The following is a 22,672-nucleotide window of genomic DNA, read 5'->3' as shown; positions in this document are numbered from 1 at the left end:
AAAAACGCGAGGAACGCATGTCGACAGCTATGAAGTATGGCGATCTCATTCAGTTTGAGCCAATTGAGTCAGTTATCCAGCTGCTGGACGCCAACCGTCCTGATGAGGCGCAGAAACTGGTTTCCACTTACGTCATCTCGGATGACATGGCTGAGCGCATTGCGTCGCTGATGATTCCCCAGTTGTCGTTCGATGAGTCGGTCGACCACAAGGGCTTGCTAGTGGTGGGCAACTACGGTACTGGTAAGTCTCACTTGATGTCGGTGATTTCATTGGTGGCGGAAAACGCCGATTACGCCTCGAAGATTCGCCACCCCAAGGTCGCTGAGGCTGCTGCTGCGATCGCCGGCAAGTTCAAAGTGCACCGGATCGAGGTCTCCAGTCAGATGTCCCTGCGCGACATCATTACCTATGAGCTGGAGCGTTTCCTCGCCAAGCATGATGTGAGTTACGCCTTCCCGCCGGCCGATCAGGTGGTCAACAACAAGGCATCTTTCGAAGAAATGATGGCAGCCTTTGATGAGACCCATCCGGGCAAGGGCGTGCTGCTGGTAGTCGACGAGTTCCTCGACTACCTGCGTTCGCGCAAGGACCATGATCTGGTTCTGGATCTGTCCTTCCTGCGTGAAATCGGCGAGGTCAGCAAACACCTGCGCTTTCGTTTCGTTGCTGGTGTGCAGGAAGCGATTTTTGACAGCAACCGCTTCCAGCACGTTGCCGACAGTCTGCGTCGCGTAAAAGATCGCTTCACCCAGGTACAATTGGCGCGCCAGGATGTCAGCTTTGTAGTCGCCGAGCGGCTGTTGAAGAAGTCCGTCGATCAGCAGGAAAAGATTCGCGCATATCTGACCCCCTTTGCCAAGTTCTACAGCTCGATGAACGAACGTATGGACGAGTACGTGCGTCTGTTCCCGGTACACCCGGACTACCTGAAAACTTTCGAACAGCTGGTATTCACCGAGAAACGTGGCGCCCTGGTAACCCTGCGCGACCAGATTCAAGCCATCCTCAATGATGTGGTGCCCAAAGATCGGCCCGGCTTGGTTGCCTACGATTCTTTTTGGCAAACCGTAAAATCCAACTCGGTGTTCAAGGCCGACCCGAGTGTCGGGCCGGTGATCAATGTCTCTGATGTTCTGGAATCCCGTATCCAACAAGGCTTCACCCGTCCGACCTACAAGGCCATGGCGTTGCGTATCATTCATGCCCTGTCGGTGCATCGTCTGACTACTGGCGGTGACATCTATGTACCGGTTGGCCCTCGGGCCCAAGAGCTGCGCGACTCTCTGTGCCTTTACCAGCCAGGCTTGGAAGACATGCCCGAGCCGGCTGAGGATCTGCTCAGTTTTGTGGTAACCGCCTTGCGTGAAATCCTAAAAACCGTGAACGGTCAATTTATTTCCAAGGCCGCGGACACTGAGCAGTACTACCTTGACCTGAAAAAAGACATTGACTACGACGCGCAGATTGAGAAGCGCGCCGACGTACTGTCCGATGACAGTCTGGATCGCGCATACTTCGGTGCCATCAAGCAGCTGATGGAGCAGGCAGATGACAACTGCTATGTGACCGGGCATCAGATCTGGCAATACCAGATCGAGTGGCAAGAGCGTCGTGCCGAGCGTGATGGTTATCTATTCTTCGGTGCCCCTAACGATCGCCCAACGGCCCAACCTGAGCGTGACTTCTACATCTATTTCGTCCAGCCGTTCGAGCCGCCGCGCTTCCGTGATGAGAGCAAGGCTGATGAAGTGTTCTTCCGCCTTAAGGGACTGGATGACGAGATCCGCAAACACCTTGCTTTTTATGCTGCTGCTTTGGAGCTAGCCAACTCAACCAGTGGAGCTGCCAAAGGCATTTACCAGGGGCGCGCGCAAGACTTCCTCAAAGCCATGAGCAAATGGCTGCAAGAGAAGCAGATGAGCGCCTACGAGATTACCTACCAGGGTAAGAAGGCGACCTTGCAGGACTGGGTCAAAGGCATTTCTCTGCGCGACAGGGCGCGCTTGGGCAGTGACGAGCGTATCAACTTCCGCGATGTGGTCAACGTGGTCTCAGGATTGGCAATGAGTCAGCAATTCGCTGAGACAGCGCCGGAATACCCAACCTTTCCAGTGCTGGTAACTAAGGCCAACCTCAAGCAAATGGTCGGTAGTGCACTCAAGGCGCTGGCCGGTGGTGCGCGTAGCAAGGATGCCAATGCCATGCTCGATGCCCTGGAAATGCTCGATGGCGACCGTATTGAGGCGGGCAGTTCGCGCTATGCCCTTGAATTGCTCAAGCGCCTCAAGGACAAGGGGCACGGCCAAGTACTCAACCGTAGCGAATTGCTGGTGGGCGGCGGCGAGGTTGAATACTTCCATCCGATCCGATTCCGTCTCGAGCCCGAGCTGCTTGTGATCGTGTTGGCCGGGTTGGTGTATTCCGGCGACATTATTCTGGCTATTACCGGCGACAAGATCGACTCTAGCAAACTCAACTTGTTGGCCGAGCGCTCACAGGACGAGCTCAAGAACTTCAAGCATCTGGAAGCACCCAAGGAAATCAATGTCGCGGTGCTACGCAGCCTGTTTCAGTTGCTTGGCCTGACTCCCGGCCTGGCGCAGATGGCCGTGCAAGGCTCTGAGGAACCGGTCAATCAGTTGCAAACTAAGGTAACCGAGTTGGTGAATCGTCTGCTTTCGGCCACTACCGATATGCAAAATCGCCTCAGCTTTTGGGGGCAGTCGCTGCTTACTAGTGCTGAAGCAGCGGACTGGCGCGCACGTCTGGAGTCCCTGAAGGGCTTTATTGAAGGGATTTCACCGTTCAATACGGTAGGCAAGCTGAAGAACCTGCGCATCAGCTCCGACGACATCAACGTCCAGCAACAGAATCTGCTGGTGCTGGAATCTGTCGAGCGTCTGCTCGATTTGGTCAGTGGGCTGGGGGCTATCGCTGCGTATCTGTCTCAGGCAGAAATGGTGCTGCCGAGTGAACATGCCTGGGTTAAACAAGCGCAGGCTGCTCGAACATCTATTCTGGGCAAGCTCAGCCAGAATCGGACGGCGCAGCATGCCAGTGAATACCGCCAGGCACTCAGTACCCTGAAAAAGGACTACCTCAACGCATACATCGGCCTGCACAGTAAAGCGCGCCTTGGCGTGGTGGAAGACAAAACCAAGGCGGCACTGCGCAAGGATCCGCGACTTGCGAACCTGCGCACACTGGCCGGCATCTCGCTGATGCCCACCAGCCAGCTAAGTGCTTTTGATCAACGTCTCGACAGCCTAAAGAGCTGCCACCAGCTCACTGAATTGGAGCTCAACGCCAGCCCTTGCTGCCCACATTGCAGCTTCAAGCCGGCTAATGAGCAACTGCAATTGGGGGTGGCGGCCAGTGCGCTCGCTCAGCTGGATGATGAGCTGGATCAGTTGCTGGCCAACTGGCAACAGACGCTGCTGGACAACCTCGAGGACCCGACCATTCAGGCCAACCTGGAACTGCTCAAGGCCAGCGCCCGCGAATTGATTGAGAGCTTCGTCGTCAGTCGCACGCTGTCAGACCCAATCACTCTGGCCTTTGTCAGCGCGGTGCAAGAAGCCCTGTCAGGGCTGGAGAAAATCACAGTCAGCGGTACTGATATCAAGCAAGCCCTGCTCAGTGGAGGTTCGCCTGCGACTCCAGATGATCTGCGTAAACGCTTTGAGGTTCTGCTCAGCGAGCGTTGTAAGGGCAAAGATGCCAGCAAGCTGCGGTTTGTGGTCGAATGAGGATGTGCCGGTGAATAATTCTAGTCTCACAGATGTTGACACTCTGTGCCTGAATATCCGCGATCAAGAGTCGAAGCGTTTGATCTCGGAGGCAATTGCCGCATACCGAGGCGGTGCGCTGCGCTCTGCAATCATGTCAACCTGGATCGCTTTGGCTTCTGGCATCGTTGCGAAGGCTAGGGAGCTGGCGTCGCAAGGGGAAGCGGCACCGATCGCATTCGTTCAGGATTTGGATTCTGCAATCGTAAACAGTGACATCGGCAAGATGCAGAGAATTGAAAGCGATCTTCTGAACACTGCGAACGAGCAGCTTCAGATTCTTGCTCCTCATGAGTTCATGGCGCTAGATCGTTTGAAATACGATCGGAACCTTTGTGCTCACCCAGCTTTTGTCGTAGAAGATGAGCTTTACCAGCCATCGCCTGAATCAGTGCGCTCACACATCGTGCATACGCTCCAATAATTGCTGGTTCATGCGCCGCTGCAAGGATAAAGCGCTATTGCACGGTTTGATGCTGACCTGATGAGTCCTTCATTTCCTGGTAATGCTTCAGATATAGGAATTTACATTCGTGCGAAATACCTTGATCGGCCTAAAATCTTGTCATTTTACTGCTGACGATGTTCGCTTGTTACTTGAGGCAGCAGATGGCAATGAGCAGATCTATTGGGCTGCAGGGCCCCCTGCTGTATTGGAGACTGTATTTGATAGTACTTTTCATCTGCTCCCGGATACTAAGGGGTATTGGCAAAAATTTTGTTGATGCGCGAATTGCTGAATTAGGTGATCCGACAGCTCGTTATGCATACCCTAGATTGCAGCAGTGCCTCGCTTCTGAAAAATAATTTGGATGATTATGAACGACTTATTGCACGATCAAGATATTGGTTTTAGTGGTCCAGTGGAATGCCTCGGCCAAACATTTGCGAGTGAGCAGAAGCGTCGCGAACATTATCTCAATCTTTTGGCTGAGAAGCTGAAAGATCCTGTATTTCGCAAAATTGAAGGGTTTCCAGTTGGCACGGATGAAGCCATCCTGGCGATGTCCGACCCGCCATATTACACCGCTTGCCCCAACCCATGGTTGGACGATTTTATGCGTTGTTATGGTAAGCCGTATGACCCGAGTGAGAAGTACTCGCGCGAACCGCTGGCCATTGATGTGTCGGTAGGTAAGACTGATCCGCTCTATAGGGCGCACTCGTACCACACCAAAGTACCTCATCTGGCAATCGTGCCATCCATCCTGCACTACACCGAGCCGGGCGACATTGTGCTTGACGGCTTTGGTGGGTCTGGCATGACAGGTGTTGCCGCGCAATGGTGCGGCTCTGCCCCTGCGACTTACCGGCATGAACTGGAATCGGGGTGGAAGAAGGAGGGTAAGGCTGCGCCTAAGTGGGGGGCACGTCGAGTCATTCTCAACGACCTGTCACCGGCTGCCACCTTCATGGCTGCCAACTACAACCTGCCGTTCGATGTAGAAGCTTTTGCCATGGCAGGTAAAAAGCTACTCGAGGAGTTTGAGCAAAAATTTGGTTGGATGTACGAGACTTTGCACTCAGATGGGAAGACTAAAGGCCGAATTGAGTATACGGTCTGGAGCCAAATTTACACATGTCCTCACTGCACGGGTGAAGTGAATTTTTTAGTTGAAGCGCTTGATGCAGAAACCAAGCGGGTGAAAGATGAGTTTTCATGTCCTCATTGTAGTTCTGAAATTTCTAAGAGACGGATGGAGCGGCTTTTTCTCTCTAAAAATGATGAGCTTACAGGGGGCGCTATTCAAACACCTAAGCGTCTCCCTAGCTTAATTAGCTATATAGTGGCAGGTGTAAGATATTCAAAAGTTCCCGATGAAAATGATCTGTCTGTTCTGGCTAAAATTGAGGCGATGCCTCTTCCTGAGTCACTTCCAGTAGTCAAAATACCCACCATGCATATGACTCACGAGCGTGCGCGGATGGACTATTCAGGAATTACATATATCCATCATTTTTTCTTGAGAAGAGCATTGCTTTCGCTTGGAGTGATGTGGGCGCACGCCCAAGAGGTAACGGATGTCCGCTTGAAGGGAATGATGCTCTTTTGGATAGAGCAATCTATATGGTCAATGTCCGTTATGAATAAGTATGAGCCAATCCAGTTTGGGCGTGCTGATGGAAATGCGAGTCAAGTTGGCAGGTTTATGAAGGGAGTGTATTATGTCGCTTCTTTGCATACTGAGTGTTCACCTTGGTATGTTAATGAGGGCAAGCATAAGCGCCTTGCAAAAGCCTTCTCGGAGTTTAATAGAAATGCTAATACAGCGGCTATAACAACCGGCACTGCAGCCACTATAGCTATGCAATCAAATTCAATTGACTATGTTTTTACTGATCCACCGTTTGGTGAAAATATCTACTATGCTGACCTGAACTTTATGGTTGAGTCTTGGCATCGTGTAACAACTGATGCGAATCCCGAAGCAATCATCGATCGCTTTAAGAAAAAGGCGTTGCCTGACTATCAGCATCTGATGCAGAGATGTTTTTCTGAGTACTACCGTGTGCTCAAGCCGGGTCGCTGGATGACCGTGGTGTTCTCCAACAGCAAAGCGGCGGTATGGAACGCGATTCAAGTCGCGTTGCAGCAAGCTGGGTTTGTGGTCGCAGAAGTCACCTCTCTCGACAAAGTGCAGGGCAGCTATCGCCAAGTCACCTCTACCACGGCGGTGAAACAGGACTTGGTGATCTCGGCCTACAAGCCGAACGGCGGTCTGGAGGATCGTTTCGACCGCAACGGTGCGACGGTTGAGTCCGCTTGGGACTTCGTTCAGACCCACCTGAAACAGCTGCCAATTACAAAAGTGACCAAGGGTGATACGCCGGAGCTACTGAATATCGTCGAACGCGATCCTCGGCGGATATATGACCGCATGGCATCTTGGTTTATCCGTCACGGCGCTTTGGTGCCAATTTCGACCCCTGAGTTCTTGGCAGAGCTGCCTACGAGGTTCCGTGAAGTCGGCGGAATGGTGTTTCTTCCGGAGCAGCTCGTTGAGTACGAGATGGCGCGAGCTCGGATTCCACAGGTTAAACAAGCCGAGTTATTTGTCTCCGACGAGCGTAGTGCTATCGACTGGTTGACTAATTTCCTTGGGAAACGGCCTTCGACTCGTTCCGAGATTCACACGGAGTACATTCCGCAGATCGGTGCAGCTAAGAAAAAGGGTGAAATTATCCCCGAGTTGGATGAGCTACTCGAAGATAATTTCCTTCAGTGCGACGGAACTGGCGAAATTCCGAGCCGGATTCACAGCTACTTATCTAGTAACTTCAAAGATCTGCGTGGCTTGCCAAAGGATGCGCCTGCACTTGTCAGTAAAGCCAAGGAGCGCTGGTACGTACCAGATCCGAATAAGGCCCAGGATCTGGATAAGAAGCGCGAGAAGGGTCTTTTGAAGGAGTTCGAGAGCTACAAGATATTTGCTGGTCGTAAGATCAAAGAGTCACGCCTGGAGGTGCTTCGTACTGGCTTCTCTGCCGCTTGGGCGAACAAGGACTACCAGACAATTATCGCCGTGGCCAACAAGCTGCCAGATGAGACACTCCAGACAGACGAAAAATTACTAACGCTCTATGACATGGCGCTGACCCGTACGGAGAGCGATAGCTGATGTCTGCGTCTGTCACCTTCGCCCTTGGCGACTGGTGCTGGCATACCCGGCAGGCTTCACCTTGTCGGGTAGTTGACTGTCAGCAGATGTGGGGCGAGACGAGCTACCGCGTCTGGCTGCCAGCCCGAGATGCTGTGGTGCGCGCCCGTGCGGCAGATCTGAGTCCGTTGGCTGCTCAGCTGCCGTCGCTGCCGCAAATTCAGCACACTGCCGCGGCGGCCAAGCTGCTCGACGCGTTAGAAGACAACCTACTGCTGGCTCCGATTCAATCCAGCGTGGTTCCGTTGCCGCATCAGCTGTATGCGCTCAATCGGGCGGTCAGTCGTGATCGTATCCGTTACCTGCTAGCCGATGAAGTGGGGCTGGGTAAGACTATTGAAGCGGGGCTGGTGCTGCGCGAGCTAAAACTGCGCGGCCGTATCAATCGGATTCTAGTGGTCGCGCCCAAGGGCCTGATTCGCCAATGGCAAGCAGAAATGCGCTTGCACTTTGGCGAACCCTTCAAGTTCATCGAGCCCGCCGATCTGGCAGCCTTCCGTCAGTGGAGTGATGGTGATGACAATCTCTGGCGACAGCACGATCAGGTGATCTGCTCGCTGGATTCGGTCAAGCCGCTGGAGGCACGCAAAGGCTGGAACCTGGAGCAGCTGCGCAACTATAACCGCGAGCGTTTCGAAGATCTGATCTCGGCCAACTGGGACCTGGTAATCATCGACGAAGCGCACCGCATGGGTGGCAGCACCGAGCAGGTCGCCCGTTACAAACTGGGCGCGGCGCTGGCTGAAGCTTCGCCCTATCTTTTGTTGCTCTCTGCTACTCCTCACCAGGGCAAGACCGATCAGTTTATGCGCTTGATGCAGTTGCTCGACCGGGAAGCCTTTCCTCACGAAGGCAGCGTTACTCGTGAGCGTGTGCATCCCTTCGTCATTCGCACGGAAAAGCGCTTGTCGATTAATGCTGAAGGCCAGCCACTATTCAAACCACGGATGACCCGTCTGCAGGCCGTCGCTTGGGAGCCGCGCCACAATGCGCAGTACCGGCTATATGAAGCGGTAACCGACTATGTGCGCCATGGCTATAACCAAGCCATGGCGGCCAAGCAGCGGCATATCGGCTTTTTGATGATCCTCATGCAGCGTCTGGTGACGTCCAGTACCGCAGCCATTCGAACCACCCTGGAGCGGCGTCTATTGGCATTGGATACGCCACAGCCCCAACAGTCGCTGTTCGAGGCAATGGATGAGGAAGACTGGTCTGATCTTGATGGTCAGGCTCAGGTCGATCTGGCGGTACAAGTGGAAGCGGATACCCGTGAAGCACTGGAGCGCGAGCGCTCGGAAGTCGAGGCGCTGCTGGAACTGGCCAAGACGACCGAGGCGGCAGGCAGTGATGCCAAGGCCGAAGCGCTGCTTGAGTTGATTTATAAGCTGCAACAAGAAGAAAACGACCTGCAGTTGAAGGTGCTGATCTTCACCGAGTTTGTGCCGACCCAGGCAATGCTCAGCGAGTTTCTCGAACGCCGTGGTTTCAGCGTGGCTCAGCTCAACGGCGGCATGGATCTGGAAGCTCGTACTCGCGCTCAGCAGACCTTTGCTGGTGAAATTCGCGTGCTGGTTTCCACTGATGCGGGCGGTGAGGGGCTCAACCTCCAGTTCTGCCATGTCATTGTCAACTTTGACATGCCATGGAACCCCATGCGCATCGAGCAGCGTATCGGCCGGGTGGATCGTATCGGCCAGCCTCACGTGGTGCGGGCAATCAACTTTGTTCTGGAGGATACCGTCGAGCATCGGGTGCGTGAGGTTCTGGAAGAGAAACTGGCAAAAATTGCCGAGGAGTTTGGCGTGGACAAGGCCGCCGATGTGATGGATTCGGCGGAAGTCGAACCACTGTTCGACGAGCTGTTCATCCAGGGTTTGCAGGATCCCAACCGCATCGAGCAAGAGTGCGATGCGGTGGTACTGCAGGTGCGTGAAAAGATTGCCGAAGCCCGCCAGAGTACCGAGCTGCTGAATGTTGATCACACGCTGGATGCCGACGAGGCGCGCAAGTGGCGCGATCACCCAGCGCAGTACTGGCTGGAGCAGGCGATCATCAAGGGCTTGCCGGCGCTTGGTGGCAACGTCGAGAGGAATGGTGATGCCTGGCGTATTCGCTGGGGCGATGGCAGTGAGTCGGCGCGGGTTTGTTTCGATGCGCGCAGCGCTGAGGCCAACCCAGACTGGGAGTGGATTACCCTGGAAGACCCGCGTGCCCGGGCGCTCATCAGCGAACTACCGCGCTGTGTGTCAGGGCAGCCTCTGCCGGTGCTGCGCATCAATGGCCTGCCTGATAGCGTGAAAGGTGTCTGGTCTCTTTGGGAAGTCGGCCTGGCGACGCTGGGTGGGGCTGCGGCACTGAACAGTCTGCAACGCCGCAGGTTTCTGCCGGTATTTGTCACCGATGACGGGCGCAGCTTTGTTCCGACGGCCAAGCGCATTTGGGATCTGCTGCTGACAGAGGCACTGGAGTTGCTACCCGCCAGGGTGAACGTCGACGCAACAAACAGTTTTAGCCAGGTTGAGACCGCCGCCTATCAACAGGGTCGCAGTCTGTTCAGTGAACTGAAAGAGGATTACCTAACGCGTCTGCAGGAAGAGACTGAGCGAGTGTTGTATGCCTACAACGCACGTCTGCAGGCGATCGGTCGTATTGGCCTACCTGCCGTGCGTGAGCACCGGCGCAAGCGCTTGGAGCAAGAACATCAAGCGCGCATAGCGCAGTTGGATGAAGCCAGAGCCTGTGTGCCGGAGCTGAATGCTGTGATGTTATTGCGGGTAAATGGTTGAGCTAAGGAGTCCAAAGTTGAACCCATGGATTGAGTCGATTCTCAAAGAGTTTCCTGCAGATATGGTGCGCCTTTGGGTTGCTGCTGACCCGGATGATGTCCTGCTCGATGAGCAGGTGCTGGCTGAATTGCGTGAGCGTGGTTTCGATCTGCTGCCGTTCGAGGACTCGGTGGTCTTCCGTGCCGAGTTCGAAGCGCGTTACCGTGAGGATTGGGATCGCGGCGGGCGAGGCCCGGCCAAAGCGTTGATCTTGCATCTGGCGCGCGCTGACAGCAGTGAGCTGCCATGGGATTACCTGAATCAGGCGAGAGTTGTACGCTTGAGCCTGGCGGAGCTGTTTCCACAGCTTAGCTACAGTGTAGTGCGTCAGTTGGCTCCCGAGCATCGCCAGAACTTGTTTGCTGCCCAGGACAAGTTTGCCAAACAGATGCATGGGGAGCGCTTGACCAAGGAGTTTCTGCTTACCCATATCTACAAGATAAATCCACATTTGCTGTCAAAAGCTGAGGATCTGTGGGGCAATCTGCTGCGTTTGCACTATGACGAGACCGAACTACCGCAGGATCTCGTTCGGCATATGGTGCACATTTTGGCTGAAGAGCAGGCGTTTCGGCATTTGCCACTCGCGGAACTGTTCAGTTCGCGCAGTTATTTTCTACGGGTATTGCAGGAAGCTTGGTATTGCTACCTGCATGGTCTGGGGGTAATTCGCCAGGGTGTGGCTGAGCCGCACGTGCAATATGAGCGAATTATCGATGTTCCTTTTGACCGCCCACAGATACGGGCAGTGATCGACTCGCTGTTTTTGGATGGCGCACTGCATCCATTGGAGATCAGTGGTGGCGCTAGCGGAATCCCAGCGTGGGCCCGAGTTGGGGTGGTGGAAGATCCTTTTGCCATGCGTAACCTGATTGTTGAGGGCATGAAAAGCCTGGAAACAACCCTGCCGGCGCTGGATGCGAGCTACAGAGATTGGAGCCAGTTTGCGCGGCGCTTCGGCGAGCTACTGGCTCGTTTCCATCGACTGGAAATTGAGCGGGCCAATGGCATACACAATCAGATCGTGGCGCTGCAGCAGCTGATCGACGAGAGGTTACTGGCTTGGGTAAAACAGCACTACGCTGACTTGCCGTCTTTGCCTGCGGTGAAAGGACCGGTGATGGTTCACCATGTTCCACATTACCTGGCCAGGTGCCGCAATAATGGCGAAGTACGTGTGGCGTTGTTGGTATTTGATGGTTTGTCTGTCGATCAGTGGGTGCATATTCGTGAGCACCTAACCAAGTACGCGCCCGCATTGAGCTATGACGAGAGCACCACCTTTGCCTGGCTTCCGACGCTGACATCAGTGTCGCGTCAGGCGCTGTTCTCCGGATTGCGCCCTCGTGAATTTGAAGGGTCGATTGAACATACTAGTAAAGAGCCGGTGCTCTGGTCTGCTTTCTGGCAAGGGGAAAACCTGCGCGCCAACGAGGTGATGTATCACAAGAGCATCAAGCGTGTGGACGACTTACCGGGGCTGGCTGACAAACTTTCAAACTCTGCAATCAAGGTGGCAGGGTTGGTGATCGATACCGTGGATGAGATCGTGCATGGTGCAGTGCTGGGCAAGCGCGGTATCGCCAGTCTGATCACCAGTTGGTGTGAGACTGGCTTTGTTGAGCAGTTGTTCGAGCTGTTGTTGAGCCATGGCTACCATGTCTACCTGACAGCGGATCACGGTAACGTCGAAGCGGTGGGTGCCGGTCGCATCAATGAAGGTGCGTTGCCTGACCTGCGGGGTGAGCGGGCGCGTGCTTATCGTAATGAAATTCTTCGTGACCAGGCATTAGTCACCTGCCCGACTGCAGTTGAACTTAAAATACCAGGCTTGCCAGAAAGCTTCCTACCTGTGTTTGCTGCTGAACGCACAGCGTTTGTCACTCAGGGGGAGCAACTGGTAGTTCACGGCGGCATTTCGGTGGAAGAGCTGATCGTGCCCTTTGTAAAAATATCTCGCACAAGTTGGGCTCCATGACTACATCTTTACCTCACATTGGTTTTGATCGCTATATTAAGCTCGAATGGGCAGCGACCGCCTTAAAGGTGCGTGCTGGCTTGACCAGCATTGATGAGTTGAATGCTCTCCTGGCCAGTGAGAACCTGGGAAAAGAAGCTCTGGGTAAAACCCAAACCAAGCTGAACGGCTTGTGGCTTGCCCCTAGGTCGGTACTGCTCGATTTTGCCGATCGTGGTGCCGCGATTCTCAAGGCATCTCCTGCTACATCAGCAGTTGCCCTGACCTGGGGAATGGCGCTGGCCAGCTATCCATTCTTCGCCAAACTCGCCGAACAGGTGGGCCGGCTGACAGCTTTACAGGATGACTGCTCAACTGCGGAGGTTCACCGCCGTATGAATGAGGTTTACGGTGAGCGCGAAATCACCCGGCGTGCTGGGCAAGCGGTGCTGCAAACTCACGAGAATTGGGGCGTCATTGAACGTATTGAGAAAGGGCGGCGTCTGCGGCGTCGACCGGCAATCCGCGTTGATGATCCACAACTGGTTACTTGGTTGATCGAGGCTGCCTTGCGTTGCCTTGGCAAACCGCTTGCACTGAGCTCTGTGCAAACCTTGCCTGTGCTGTTCCCGTTCAGCCTCGAGGGCTCACTGGCCTTTCTGGCATCCGGCAGCGCTCACATTGAGCTGCGCAGCGAAGGTCCGCACAACCAGTTCATTGCCTTGCGTGAGGGTGCTTGAAACGCGGCCCTACAGCCAGTGCCCTGGTACTTCGATCGTGTAGTTTTTGGCCACGATCATCAGCGTGGCGATGATCTCGGCATGTCTACTTTGATCGACAACCTGCCAACCAGCCCGGCGATCTAGTAGCGTCTTCAGCTCATCTAGGTTGTACATGCCCAAACGATAGAAATTGCTCCAGTTGGGGATGCCGAACAGGTTATAGATGACTACGGTAGAGTCGCGCTCGCTAGCCAGGCGCTTGTCTCCGGCTAGCTTCTCGGCAGCGCTTTCGGCGTCGTCACGGTCGTCATAGGTGTTGAGGAGTTTCATGGGGGGTCTTAGCTATGAGTTTGGCAAAATTATACCTTACGTTTAGCCTGCATCGGTTTGTATTTAGAGCTTCACTCAATCTGTAGTAGCCAACTAATCTCGGACACGACGTTAAGTTTTTTCTCTAACGGAGCAGGTGTCAGTCCGTCATTGGATTGATGGGCCGAATCCAATTGTATCGATGCATTAGTTGATGGCTGGATGTCCCATTCAGCATTCTAGCCCGTCATGTAGCCCACGTTCGGTATCCATTCTCCGGAACACGCACTCCAGCGGAGCCTCCCAGCAATTTTCGCGACGACTCATGATCTGGCGCATGTGGTCAGTGGCGTTGGCGGAACTGACGGTTGCCATATTTCGAGCCCTATCCAAGTGAAGCAGCAACCCCTAAGGCCTCCTTTAAGTCAGGTCGAGCTCCTTGATCACCAGATCAGATGTAGGTGATGGAGCCACGGTTATCCCGAACAGCGACATGTTGAGGTACGAGGACTGCCCAGCGGTTTGCCCGCGTTGTGGAAGTGAGGCTGTATGCATGGAGCAACCCACGGCCAGGGAAATGGCCGTGGCGAAACTGATACGATTGCTGGGCTACTTGCGGATTTGAAGCACTGTCTGGTATTTACTGGGCAGGCTCCAGTACCTTATAGACGCCGGGCGCTACCCGCAGGTATTGGGCCTTGGCGCCATTGCTGACACTGTTTCCACCTGCACCGGTCTTTCCGTCACTGGCTTTGTTGGCGATGGTCGTACCAATCGCCGACTTCATGAAAAAATCGAAACCTATCCGGTACTTTTCAACAAGCTCCTTGTTCACAAGACACATCACCTGGCGACGCTCCGAGGTCAGTTCCTGAACTTCAAAGGGGTTGCTCAGTACGCCATTGCGCACTTCCAACAAGATTGACTCATACAACGTCATGCATTTTTCCTTAGAATGTCAGCGGCCGAAGAGAAACCCGGCCGCCGTGATTGATCGTTTAACACAAGTGCGCAAACACTCTTACAGCTAGAAAACCCGAACGGAGCCGGCCGCCGTAGGCAGGAAGATCCACGCTTCATTTACCGGCCGACCAGATGCCGCCTCAATCGCTTGGGCATACGCGTCAAGTTGGCCTGCATGCTCCTCGGCCAGCCGCTCCCACTGTGCCTCGGGAGAAGGATTGGATTTATGGTCAATCAGTACCCATCCCTCTTTTGTATCCAGCAGCAGGTCGACGCGTCCATTCAGTACCTGCCCCGAGGTGAGTAACTGTTGCACCGGGTACTCGGCCATGGCTTTAGCCTGCGGCCACCGGGACTCGATCCAGGAATGCAACGCAAACAGCTGGCTCATAACTTGGCTGGCGCTTACATGCTCGTGCACTCCGTGCCCGAGCAACAAGCTCTGCACTTCGTCCAGGACGATGGGACGTTTTGGATCTGTAAACGAAAGGCACAAGCTGGCGTGAATCGCGTTTCCCAATGCGCTCATTTCCGGGCTGCCCTGCAAGGCAATGCGGGTGCCGATTTGGCATTTTTCGCCGGCGCCTGTCACCGATCGGATGACGCTACTGGACGGATGAAAGCTCAGTTGCATACGGGGCTCGGCAACTATCAGTGGGGAAAACCAATGCAGATTTTGCACGACAACTGCGATAGGTTCTGACGCATTGCCGGCGGTCAGTGTTCGACAGTCGGCCGGCAGCGTTTTTCCGCTGGGTAAGCGTAGAACCTGCTCGCCTGGGATTGTCATCAGCCATGGAGCCTGGACGCAGTCGAGCCACTGTCCGGTTATTTTTTTGCCGGAGCGTGCAATCACCAGCAGGTCGCGGGCACGGGTCATGCTCACGTAGAGCAGGCGTTTTGCTTCTTCAACAGCTTCTTCTCGGCACGTTTGGGCCAGGCTGGTTTGCTCGAACTTTTCGGCCAGCGGGACCTTCTGCTGTTTGCCTAGAGGCCAAGGCCAGTAGCGGATGAAGCGGTCGTGCAATGGTTTGTGCGGATCGAACGCGCTATTGGAGTGCGCCGAGACCGACCATAACCGGTCGCCAATATCGCGAGCCAAATCCATCAGGATGACGACCGGCCATTCGAGACCTTTGCTGGCGTGGTGGGTCATCACCTGAACGGCGTCCAAAGCCGGTGTGGCCAATGCATCATTGTTGGCGCTGGCCGTTTCGCCCAACCAGAGCACCAGCCCGGAGATAGATGCAGCTCCCAGCCCATTTCGGCAGAGGTCCTCATATTGCTGCGCCAAGTCGATTATTGCGTCGAGGTTGGCCATGCGCTTTTGAGCCTGTGCTGGCGAGGTCGACCAACTCGTGACGCGCGAGGGTAAGTCACACTCAGCGATTAAACGCTGCAACGCTTCCACAGGCGTCAGCAATGGTAGGTCAGCGCGCAGCCGCGCCACTGCCGCAACCAAGGGGTGCGCCCGATAATCGTCGACGTCTTGCTCGCGCCACATCGCTTTTGGATGACCCGCATTCAAGTAACGCAGGCGTTCCGCAACCCAACTCTCTGGCTCTTCGGCCTCAGCCAGCGAGACAATCTGCGCGGTAGCCAGTGTATCGGAGGGATCATTCAAGCGACGCAAGCACGCTAGCGCCAGGGTTGCTTCTGCGGTAGACAGCAATCCCGGCTGAGCGGTGGAGCAGGGCATGCCTGCGGCGGCAAGGGCGGCAGCCACTTTCGCGACGTTGCTGTGGGAGTAGCAAAGTACAGTGATATCGCCCAACCGGACGTCACGGATTTCTTTGGTGGCTTTATCGAATATCTGATGCCGACTGTTCACCAGTTGGTCAATCCCTTCAGCCAACGCACTCACCTGCTGCTCGGCGTTGCTGCCATCGAGTAACCAGTTGGTGAAGGCGGGCCCAGGCAACTGATCTTCGCGGGTGGGTAACAGCCGGACTTCCTCGGGCGGCAAGTTGTTGGCGAACGCCTGACTGAATACTTCGTTGGCCAGTTCGACCAACTCCGGTCGTGAGCGCCATGAGTTGGGCAACACCTGTTTCTCTCCACCCAGTTCGGGCAAGGCGTTCAGGATGGCCTGCATCAATGCACAATCGCTACCACGAAAGCCATAAATGGCCTGCTTGATATCGCCTACCCAGTAAACTCGTTTAGCAAGGCGAGAAAGCTTCAGGAAAATCGCCAACTGCATAGGACTGGTGTCCTGGAACTCGTCAACCATGACCAGGTCAAGTTCATGCTCCAGCACCTGAATCACGGCGGGGTTGTCCAGCAGTTTCAGCAATGCGTGTTCCTGGTCGGCAAAGTCCAGCACGCCGAGCTCAAGTTTGCTCTGGCCGTACACGTGCAATGCATCAATGGCCAAGGTGAACACCTGTTCCAGATACACCGTGATATCGCGATGCAAGTCTGGGTGTTCGGTGTAGCGCTCGACCGTTTCGGTCAGGCTTGCAACCAAAGGCTTGAGCTTGGCTTCCGGGGCTGATTTGGCCAACTTTGCCCAGGCACTCCAGCGCGCGTTGCCTTGCAGTAGCTCACGGTGGAAATCCATGAGCAGGGATACATAGTCAGCCGTTACTTTTTTGTCGCTATCAGCGGCGACCAGTTGAGCGAGCGCATCGGGAATAATACCTAGGAGCTGACCACTCAAGTCGGTTTTGGTTGCGGTGGGGAAATGCTCAAGCATGTCCTCGGCATTGCGGACAGCAAAGCCACGAGCCAGATCGAGGTCGATGTCGTTGGTGCGTAGTTGATCTAACAGTCGGCGCAGTTCATCGAGCCAGTTATTGCTCGCATAGTCGCCCTGTTGATGGGTGACTTCCAAGCCCAGGCGGCGTGCGATGGCAAGGAACGTGTCCATGCTTTCACCATGCAGGACCCGGTCTACCGCCTGATTGAGCAGCACTTTCGCCTGATTCTCTTCCAGTACTCGCTGTTGTGGTGGCATGCCTGCTTCAAATGCGAAGCGCTCAAGCAATTGGCCGCAAACGCTGTTGACGGTGCCTATCCGGGCCTGCCCCATAGAGGTCGCCAAGCCAATCTCACCTTTTTTGAGCAAATGGCTGCGTACTCGCTCGCGAAGTTCGGCCGCCGCTTTTCGTGTGAAGGTGGTGGCAATAACGCCTGCAGGTTGGACCTGCTGACTGAGCAATTCCTGGTGCAGAATCTCTGTGAGCCGGTGAGTTTTTCCGCTGCCGGCGCCTGCGCTGATAAAAGTGATGTGCGCGTTCTTAGGCATTGTCATTGCTCCCATCCGGCCAGGGCCAGGTAGTCGTTGTAGGCTTCCTTGAGGTATTCCATTGGCATTGCTTTCTCGGGCGGTGTCGAAGCCTCATCCTCTTCAATGCTTTCCAGCGCCACTTCATAGAGGCCCGCAGTGATTTGCGCCTGTCGCCATTTCCAGGCCTCGATAAAGCTCAGCCAAAGTTCGGGCGTGGTGCTTGGTGGATTGGCGGGCACCCGCTCAGAGTCGGCAAATACGCGGTCATCTGGTGTCAGCAGGCGGGCGGACTCCAGAATGAAGTACGCCACCGACGGCAATGAGCCGGTCTCCTGACGAAGCAACTCGGCATAAATCGCCAGTTGCAAATGGCGGTTCGCCTTGAGTTGTTCGGGGTATTTTTTGCCCCCGGCCCACTTCATGTCGACGATGGCTCGATGCCCGTCTTCTGTGGTCAGCACCAGGTCGGCAGAGCCCGCCAGAGCGCCTCCAGCGAATTGCCCATCCAACACCTGCTCTGCGGTTACGGCATGGACATTGGCATTGGCAAAGTGCACTCGCAGCTGGGTCATTGCACGCAACACTCGGTGGCGCAGGGTCGACAGATCGGCACCGCGCCCCTCCATCAACAGCACTGCCCCTTCTTCACGCACCACGCGCGGGAAATGAATCGAGAACCATGCGGCGAAGTCTGCTGCGTCCATGGTCAACGCGTCGGTTCTGCTGAAAAAGTGTTCAGCCAAACGGTGAGCAAGCGAACCGTTCAGAAGAAAACTGTCGCTCAGGCTGAGACTCTTGGAGGTCTGAATCTTGGCTCCGTATTGCAGCAACCATTGGTAAGGGTTGAACAGCAGCAGGTTGAGACTCGAGAAAGAGGCTTTTTCCGGTAGAGTCAGTGGCACGTCTGCGGGCAGCTTCCACCAGCGCTTGCGCACCGGTAGGGGGCTCGACAGTCGAGGGTGGCAGAGTGGGCTTGGCGCAAGCAGAAGGTCCTCCAGCACGTGTACCTTTGGATACTGCACAACCGCTTCGATCATCTGCCAAAGTGGATGACTTTCCTCGTGTGGCGGCGCCAGCACCAGCGTTAGATTGCGGTTCGCGACCAGCAAAGGCCGTAGCCAGTCTTGGGCCGCTTGAGCCAGCAGCGTTCCACCGTCGGGCAGCGCCACTCCTGCATTTGCGAGTTGCAGCAGTTCCGCCTTGGACCACGGCGAAATGGCAGGCAGTGCCGGCATGGCCAGATTCCACCACACTACTGTGTCCGAGTTCTCAATGGCGGCCCCCGGGCGGGAAACGGTCAAATGAGCGCCAACCTGGGCGGCCAGTAACGGATTATCCGTGCCACTCGCAGTGGCCTGTTCGATCACCTGCTGCAACTGCCGCGCACGCAACCGCTCGACGCCTTGAAGTTGAAGCGTCTCTAGTGTTTCCAAAGCAGCTTCGCACTGCGCATAACCCGCCCGGGCAGCCAGACTGTGTGCGGGTTCTTCGTGGCCCAGGCGCGGTTGAAAGAACGCCATCAAGCGCTGGACACGCACCAGCACTTCGCTCAGCGGCGCGCCTTCATCAACACTGAACGTGGAAGCTTCGAGCCAGTCGCCAATGGATGTCCGAACACGAGGCGCTTCGGCACCGTAGTGTTCTGCGATGCGCTCCAGGACTGCCTCCCATTCGGCTCCGACAATACCCGGCATACTCGATACCTTGGTCGCCAACTGTCGACGGGCAAACAGTCGAATCGGGCATATCGGATGGGTCAGAAACTGTAATAGCGCCGGGTAATTCATTGGCGCCCAAATCAACTCCATTGCTAAAGGCAATACCTGCAGGGCCGGCCGCAAATCGCTGCTGCCATTTAGGCCATGGCGAGCCTGGTTTGCACCGACCAAATAACCATCAAGGCAGCCGCCTTCAGCACCGGCTACCAGCAAGGTCTGCACGCGTTCATCCAGCGAGCGGCTCAACCAGCTCGCCGCCAACACTCGAGTCTGTGCCTGAACGACCTTTACCGTGCCGTCCTCTTGCCACGGCATTGGTGTCACGCGCTCACCGGCAATGCTCTTGCGCAGTTGCGTCTGCAACTGGCCCAGGAAGCCTTGCGCCGTGCCCAAGGGCACCTCGAGGCGTTCGTGTGGGAGGTGATGCAGCACCGCTTGCCAACCAAGTGGGTATACCTCCCAATCGTCAGTCAGCAGCACATTCTTGATCGGTGGTCGCCGCACAGCCAGAGCCGCGGCAACATTGTGCAGGCGTTGCCCAATCGAAGGCGCGACTACCTCGCGGGCTTTCATCTCTACCTCGGTAAGGTCCTTTAGGCGCTGGCTGGCATCTGCCTCCACGCGCCCACCCCAACCGTACAGATACAAGTAATCTCGCCAAGCCAGCAATGCAGCGGAAACACCCAGCTCATCGGTGGAAAAACTGGCGTTGTAGAAACGCTGTGCGTTGTTGCAGTGTGCCAGGCAATCCCGATACGCCGCTGTACGCTGCGCTGCGCAAGGCCGGTGTGCTGTCAGGCCCAATTGAGTTTCCAGAACATCCAGAAACCCCTGTGGTCCGACCGTCAAAGCGCCCAGTTGATTGCTCGCCCGGGTTGCCCGTTGACCATCGAGTTGCATACCGAACGTGATGAGCATTTCAGACACGTTGACGCTCCTTGTGAACGATGAGGGTTCAACACACCGCTATTGGTGAGTCGTTGTAGCGACCTAAAGACGGAACTCATTTAGCGGCTGGCAGCTACCGTACAAACGAGGTGCGACGGATTGCGTCGTGGTCGACACTTGCGTCAGCGAAGGCGCTGTTCTCGCCATATTTGCGACTTCTGGCTGTGGGTACGAAGTTGTCATGGTGTAGCAGGAACGTGGAGGACAAAAAAGCGCACTACGTCTTGACCACCGGGTAGCAGGCATCGCCCCAAAGTGTTTTCGGATTATCGAGCATGAGCAGGATCACCAGCGGCACCAGCTTGCCGAGCAATTTGGCGCAATCGCGCAACTGGCTGCGATTGACGCTACCGTCCCAAGTGGCGCCACCGTGCATCAGTTGGTTACGCAGGGTATAGATGCGGTTGAACATTACCCCCAACACTTTCGCTGTATCGCGGTTGGCCAATGCAGCCTGTGCACTGCGTTTGCCGCTGCGCAGGCGCTCTTCCCACATGGCTTCAGTGATCTTGCCGTTCTGGAAGTCCCAAAAGCTCTGAAAGACGTAAGGGTTATCCAGTAAGGCGCGGATGCTGCCGGGAAACTCCGACCACACCAGCTTCTCGATCAAGTGCTCTTTATCCAGAGCGCAGAGTTTTTGTAGAAAAGCCTTGAATGCTTCCTGTTCGGACAGTCGATGCTGTTCATCGATATCGGTTGCATAGGCCGCGTTGAAGGCGATCCACAGGAAGATGAAACAACCGTCGACGTCTTGCGCCTGCTCGGCGCGATTGAGCCAACTCAGGGCTCGATGAATTCGTAAGGCGAGGTTGGGGTGGTGGGCGTCGCGTTCATTGCGGTGGCGAGTCTTGAGCGACTGGTAATCCATTCCAGGAGTTTCCTTGGGGCAGTGGATGTCCGCTTGGCCTTGACTATCGAGGCGGTATCGGCGGCTTAGGCTTTGGCTTGAGCATTCGGGGATACTCAGTCCAGCGCTTTCTCGCACGGTGTGGCGATAAGCTATCACTTGTGAGGGGAGGGATCCACAGGAGGGCACGCCAGGAGGTTTTCGTACGTTTGGCTATGCGTCGACATCGACCGCACGGGCATTTTCTGATGCGCTGAATCCCGCGCGGACCAGGGAGTTTCCATACGCACGTGACAGGTTCTGGTTCAGCCCGTAGGGGCCAGGCTGGGTGCATTAATGGGGGGCATGAGTCCTCATGTGCAGCGCCCCGGCGAGCTGACGCTGCAATTGCAAGCCGAGATGGAGAAGCGTCAGCGAACCTGAGTAGGAGCATTCAAGCACTTGTAACCGGGATACTGGGCCTCGGCAGTGATCTTGGCCATGGCCGAACTCACGGCTTGTACGGTGATGGTGAAATTGGCCTGAGGGCCTGCAGTGGCGATGGATCGTTGCATGAAGGCGCTGTAGGTTTTCATGAGGGCTGGCTCTGGATAGTGTTGATGAGCCTTCAGTGTTGTGATCAGTCGCGACAGGATGTGTCGAGATGCGTGTACGACACAAAATGTCGTTGTCATTTCGATAATGAGCCCTATCGAATGATCAACCAGAAGGCTGTCCGAATGAGCCCTGATGAAAAAGTATTCCAGTTTCTGGATGCCCTGTTGCCCGATGCCGAGAGCATGCGGTTTGTCGAGTCGCGATCGCCTTGCGTTGCGGATGCAGACATTGGCATGCCGTCCTTGAGAGTGTTGAAAGCGCCTGTCGACGGCAAGCTTGCCTATCTCACGATCAAGGCCGCGAGCCCCCTGGCCACCATGGCCGATCCCGCTTTGCTGCGCATTCTGTATCGTTCGCTACGCGATGACGCGCTCGCCTCAAACCCAAATGCGCTCAATGATCTCGGCTGGCTATGGATCAATGGTCGTCGCGTCCCTTTCGATAGCGTCCTCACCCGGCGGTTGTTCAAGCTTGCGTATGTGCTGGGATCGGGTGAGGCAGCATTCAATCTTGGCGAGCAAGCCTGGTACGGCCGGGGCATGTGCGTTAACCAGGACCTTGCGGCCAGTTACTACGAACAGGCCTATGAACGCGGCGTCATGTGCGCGGCGCGAGCGCTTGGGCGTTTGCATGAAAAAGGAATGGATGGCCAGGCGCCAGACTTTGCCAAGGCCACGCACTGGTACCGGCTGGCTGCTGGAACTGCATTTGCGACAGGAGAAAAATGCCATGGGTTTTGAGAGTTGGGCATCGATGGTGATGCTGGGGCTGATCCTTTCAGTGCTGGTTGCGCTGTACACGCGCTGCGGCAAAACCTGGCGTTTACTCAGCTATTGGCATGTCACGACGCAGGAGCGTCAAACGCGCGCGAATTGGCATGCCGAGGAAAATCGCGAGCTCAAATCGGCGCTGCGAGCGGAAAAGGCTCATGTGGAACAGCTACAGCGCAAGGTGGAAATTCTGCAGGCCTTGCTGCCTGTGGCGTAAAGCGCCCGTAACAGAGGAGTAGTGACATGCCCATAAGACCAAGACCCTTCACATTTGTCTGTGGCAAATGTGGCTGGAAGAAAACGGTCGCCCCCCCAAGCGATGCCCTTGGAC

Annotated in this window: 14 protein-coding genes; 8 read left to right on the top strand and 6 right to left on the bottom strand. The window is 55.5% G+C overall.

The window, feature by feature from the left end; all coding sequences use genetic code 11:
* Positions 1-17 precede the first annotated feature (17 nt).
* The 6 genes from PMI31_RS03910 (at position 18) to PMI31_RS03885 (ending at position 12,975) form a co-directional block, all read left to right on the top strand.
* The gene (locus tag PMI31_RS03910) at positions 18-3,752 is read left to right on the top strand and encodes a DUF6079 family protein (protein ID WP_008016381.1); all 3,735 of its coding nucleotides are present in this window, start codon (positions 18-20) and stop codon (positions 3,750-3,752) included.
* 10 nt (positions 3,753-3,762) lie between these two features.
* Positions 3,763-4,215 (top strand): hypothetical protein, encoded by a 453-nt coding sequence (locus PMI31_RS03905; RefSeq protein ID WP_043302183.1) that lies wholly within the window; start codon positions 3,763-3,765, stop codon positions 4,213-4,215.
* 394 nt (positions 4,216-4,609) lie between these two features.
* Complete coding sequence (locus tag PMI31_RS03900) at positions 4,610-7,411, top strand: DNA methyltransferase (RefSeq protein WP_008016380.1); 2,802 nt, start codon at positions 4,610-4,612, stop codon at positions 7,409-7,411.
* Positions 7,411-10,239 (top strand): DEAD/DEAH box helicase, encoded by a 2,829-nt coding sequence (locus tag PMI31_RS03895; protein WP_008016379.1) that lies wholly within the window; start codon positions 7,411-7,413, stop codon positions 10,237-10,239. Before PMI31_RS03900 ends, PMI31_RS03895 begins: the two co-directional genes overlap by 1 nt.
* A gap of 16 nt (positions 10,240-10,255) precedes the next feature.
* Positions 10,256-12,256, top strand: a complete 2,001-nt coding sequence (pglZ, locus tag PMI31_RS03890; RefSeq protein WP_008016378.1) for a BREX-3 system phosphatase PglZ — start codon at positions 10,256-10,258, stop codon at positions 12,254-12,256.
* Positions 12,253-12,975 (top strand): hypothetical protein, encoded by a 723-nt coding sequence (locus PMI31_RS03885; RefSeq protein ID WP_008016376.1) that lies wholly within the window; start codon positions 12,253-12,255, stop codon positions 12,973-12,975. The genes pglZ and PMI31_RS03885 overlap by 4 nt, the downstream gene beginning before the upstream one ends.
* Before the next feature lie 9 nt (positions 12,976-12,984).
* Here the strand turns inward: PMI31_RS03885 and PMI31_RS03880 are convergent, their stop codons facing one another.
* From PMI31_RS03880 to PMI31_RS31030, 6 genes are all read right to left on the bottom strand, one after another.
* On the bottom strand, positions 12,985-13,287 hold the full coding sequence (locus tag PMI31_RS03880) for a hypothetical protein (RefSeq protein WP_008016374.1): 303 nt from the start codon (positions 13,285-13,287) through the stop codon (positions 12,985-12,987).
* 619 nt (positions 13,288-13,906) lie between these two features.
* Positions 13,907-14,206, bottom strand: a complete 300-nt coding sequence (locus PMI31_RS03875) for a hypothetical protein (protein ID WP_008016373.1) — start codon at positions 14,204-14,206, stop codon at positions 13,907-13,909.
* An 87-nt stretch (positions 14,207-14,293) separates the two neighbouring features.
* On the bottom strand, positions 14,294-17,479 hold the full coding sequence (locus PMI31_RS03870) for a UvrD-helicase domain-containing protein (protein ID WP_008016372.1): 3,186 nt from the start codon (positions 17,477-17,479) through the stop codon (positions 14,294-14,296).
* Positions 17,480-17,481: 2 nt separating this feature from the next.
* Entirely contained in the window at positions 17,482-19,800 is a 2,319-nt protein-coding gene (locus PMI31_RS03865) for a PD-(D/E)XK nuclease family protein (RefSeq protein WP_238539267.1), read from the bottom strand.
* 544 nt (positions 19,801-20,344) lie between these two features.
* Positions 20,345-20,995 (bottom strand): HEPN domain-containing protein, encoded by a 651-nt coding sequence (locus tag PMI31_RS03860; protein ID WP_008016370.1) that lies wholly within the window; start codon positions 20,993-20,995, stop codon positions 20,345-20,347.
* Positions 20,996-21,384: 389 nt separating this feature from the next.
* Entirely contained in the window at positions 21,385-21,549 is a 165-nt protein-coding gene (locus tag PMI31_RS31030) for a hypothetical protein (protein WP_008016367.1), read from the bottom strand.
* A gap of 120 nt (positions 21,550-21,669) precedes the next feature.
* Between PMI31_RS31030 and PMI31_RS03855 the strand changes: the two genes are divergently transcribed.
* Both PMI31_RS03855 and PMI31_RS03850 read left to right on the top strand, forming a co-directional pair.
* A complete protein-coding gene (locus PMI31_RS03855) occupies positions 21,670-22,311 on the top strand; it encodes a tetratricopeptide repeat protein (protein WP_008016366.1) in 642 nt (213 codons plus the stop codon).
* Positions 22,301-22,558 (top strand): hypothetical protein, encoded by a 258-nt coding sequence (locus tag PMI31_RS03850; RefSeq protein WP_008016365.1) that lies wholly within the window; start codon positions 22,301-22,303, stop codon positions 22,556-22,558. The genes PMI31_RS03855 and PMI31_RS03850 overlap by 11 nt, the downstream gene beginning before the upstream one ends.
* Positions 22,559-22,672 lie beyond the last annotated feature (114 nt).

This window comes from Pseudomonas sp. GM55, from assembly GCF_000282395.1.
GTDB lineage: Bacteria > Pseudomonadota > Gammaproteobacteria > Pseudomonadales > Pseudomonadaceae > Aquipseudomonas > Aquipseudomonas fluorescens_CC.
Note: the sequence above shows the minus strand (reverse complement) of the source record. Positions and strands in the feature narration are given on the sequence as shown.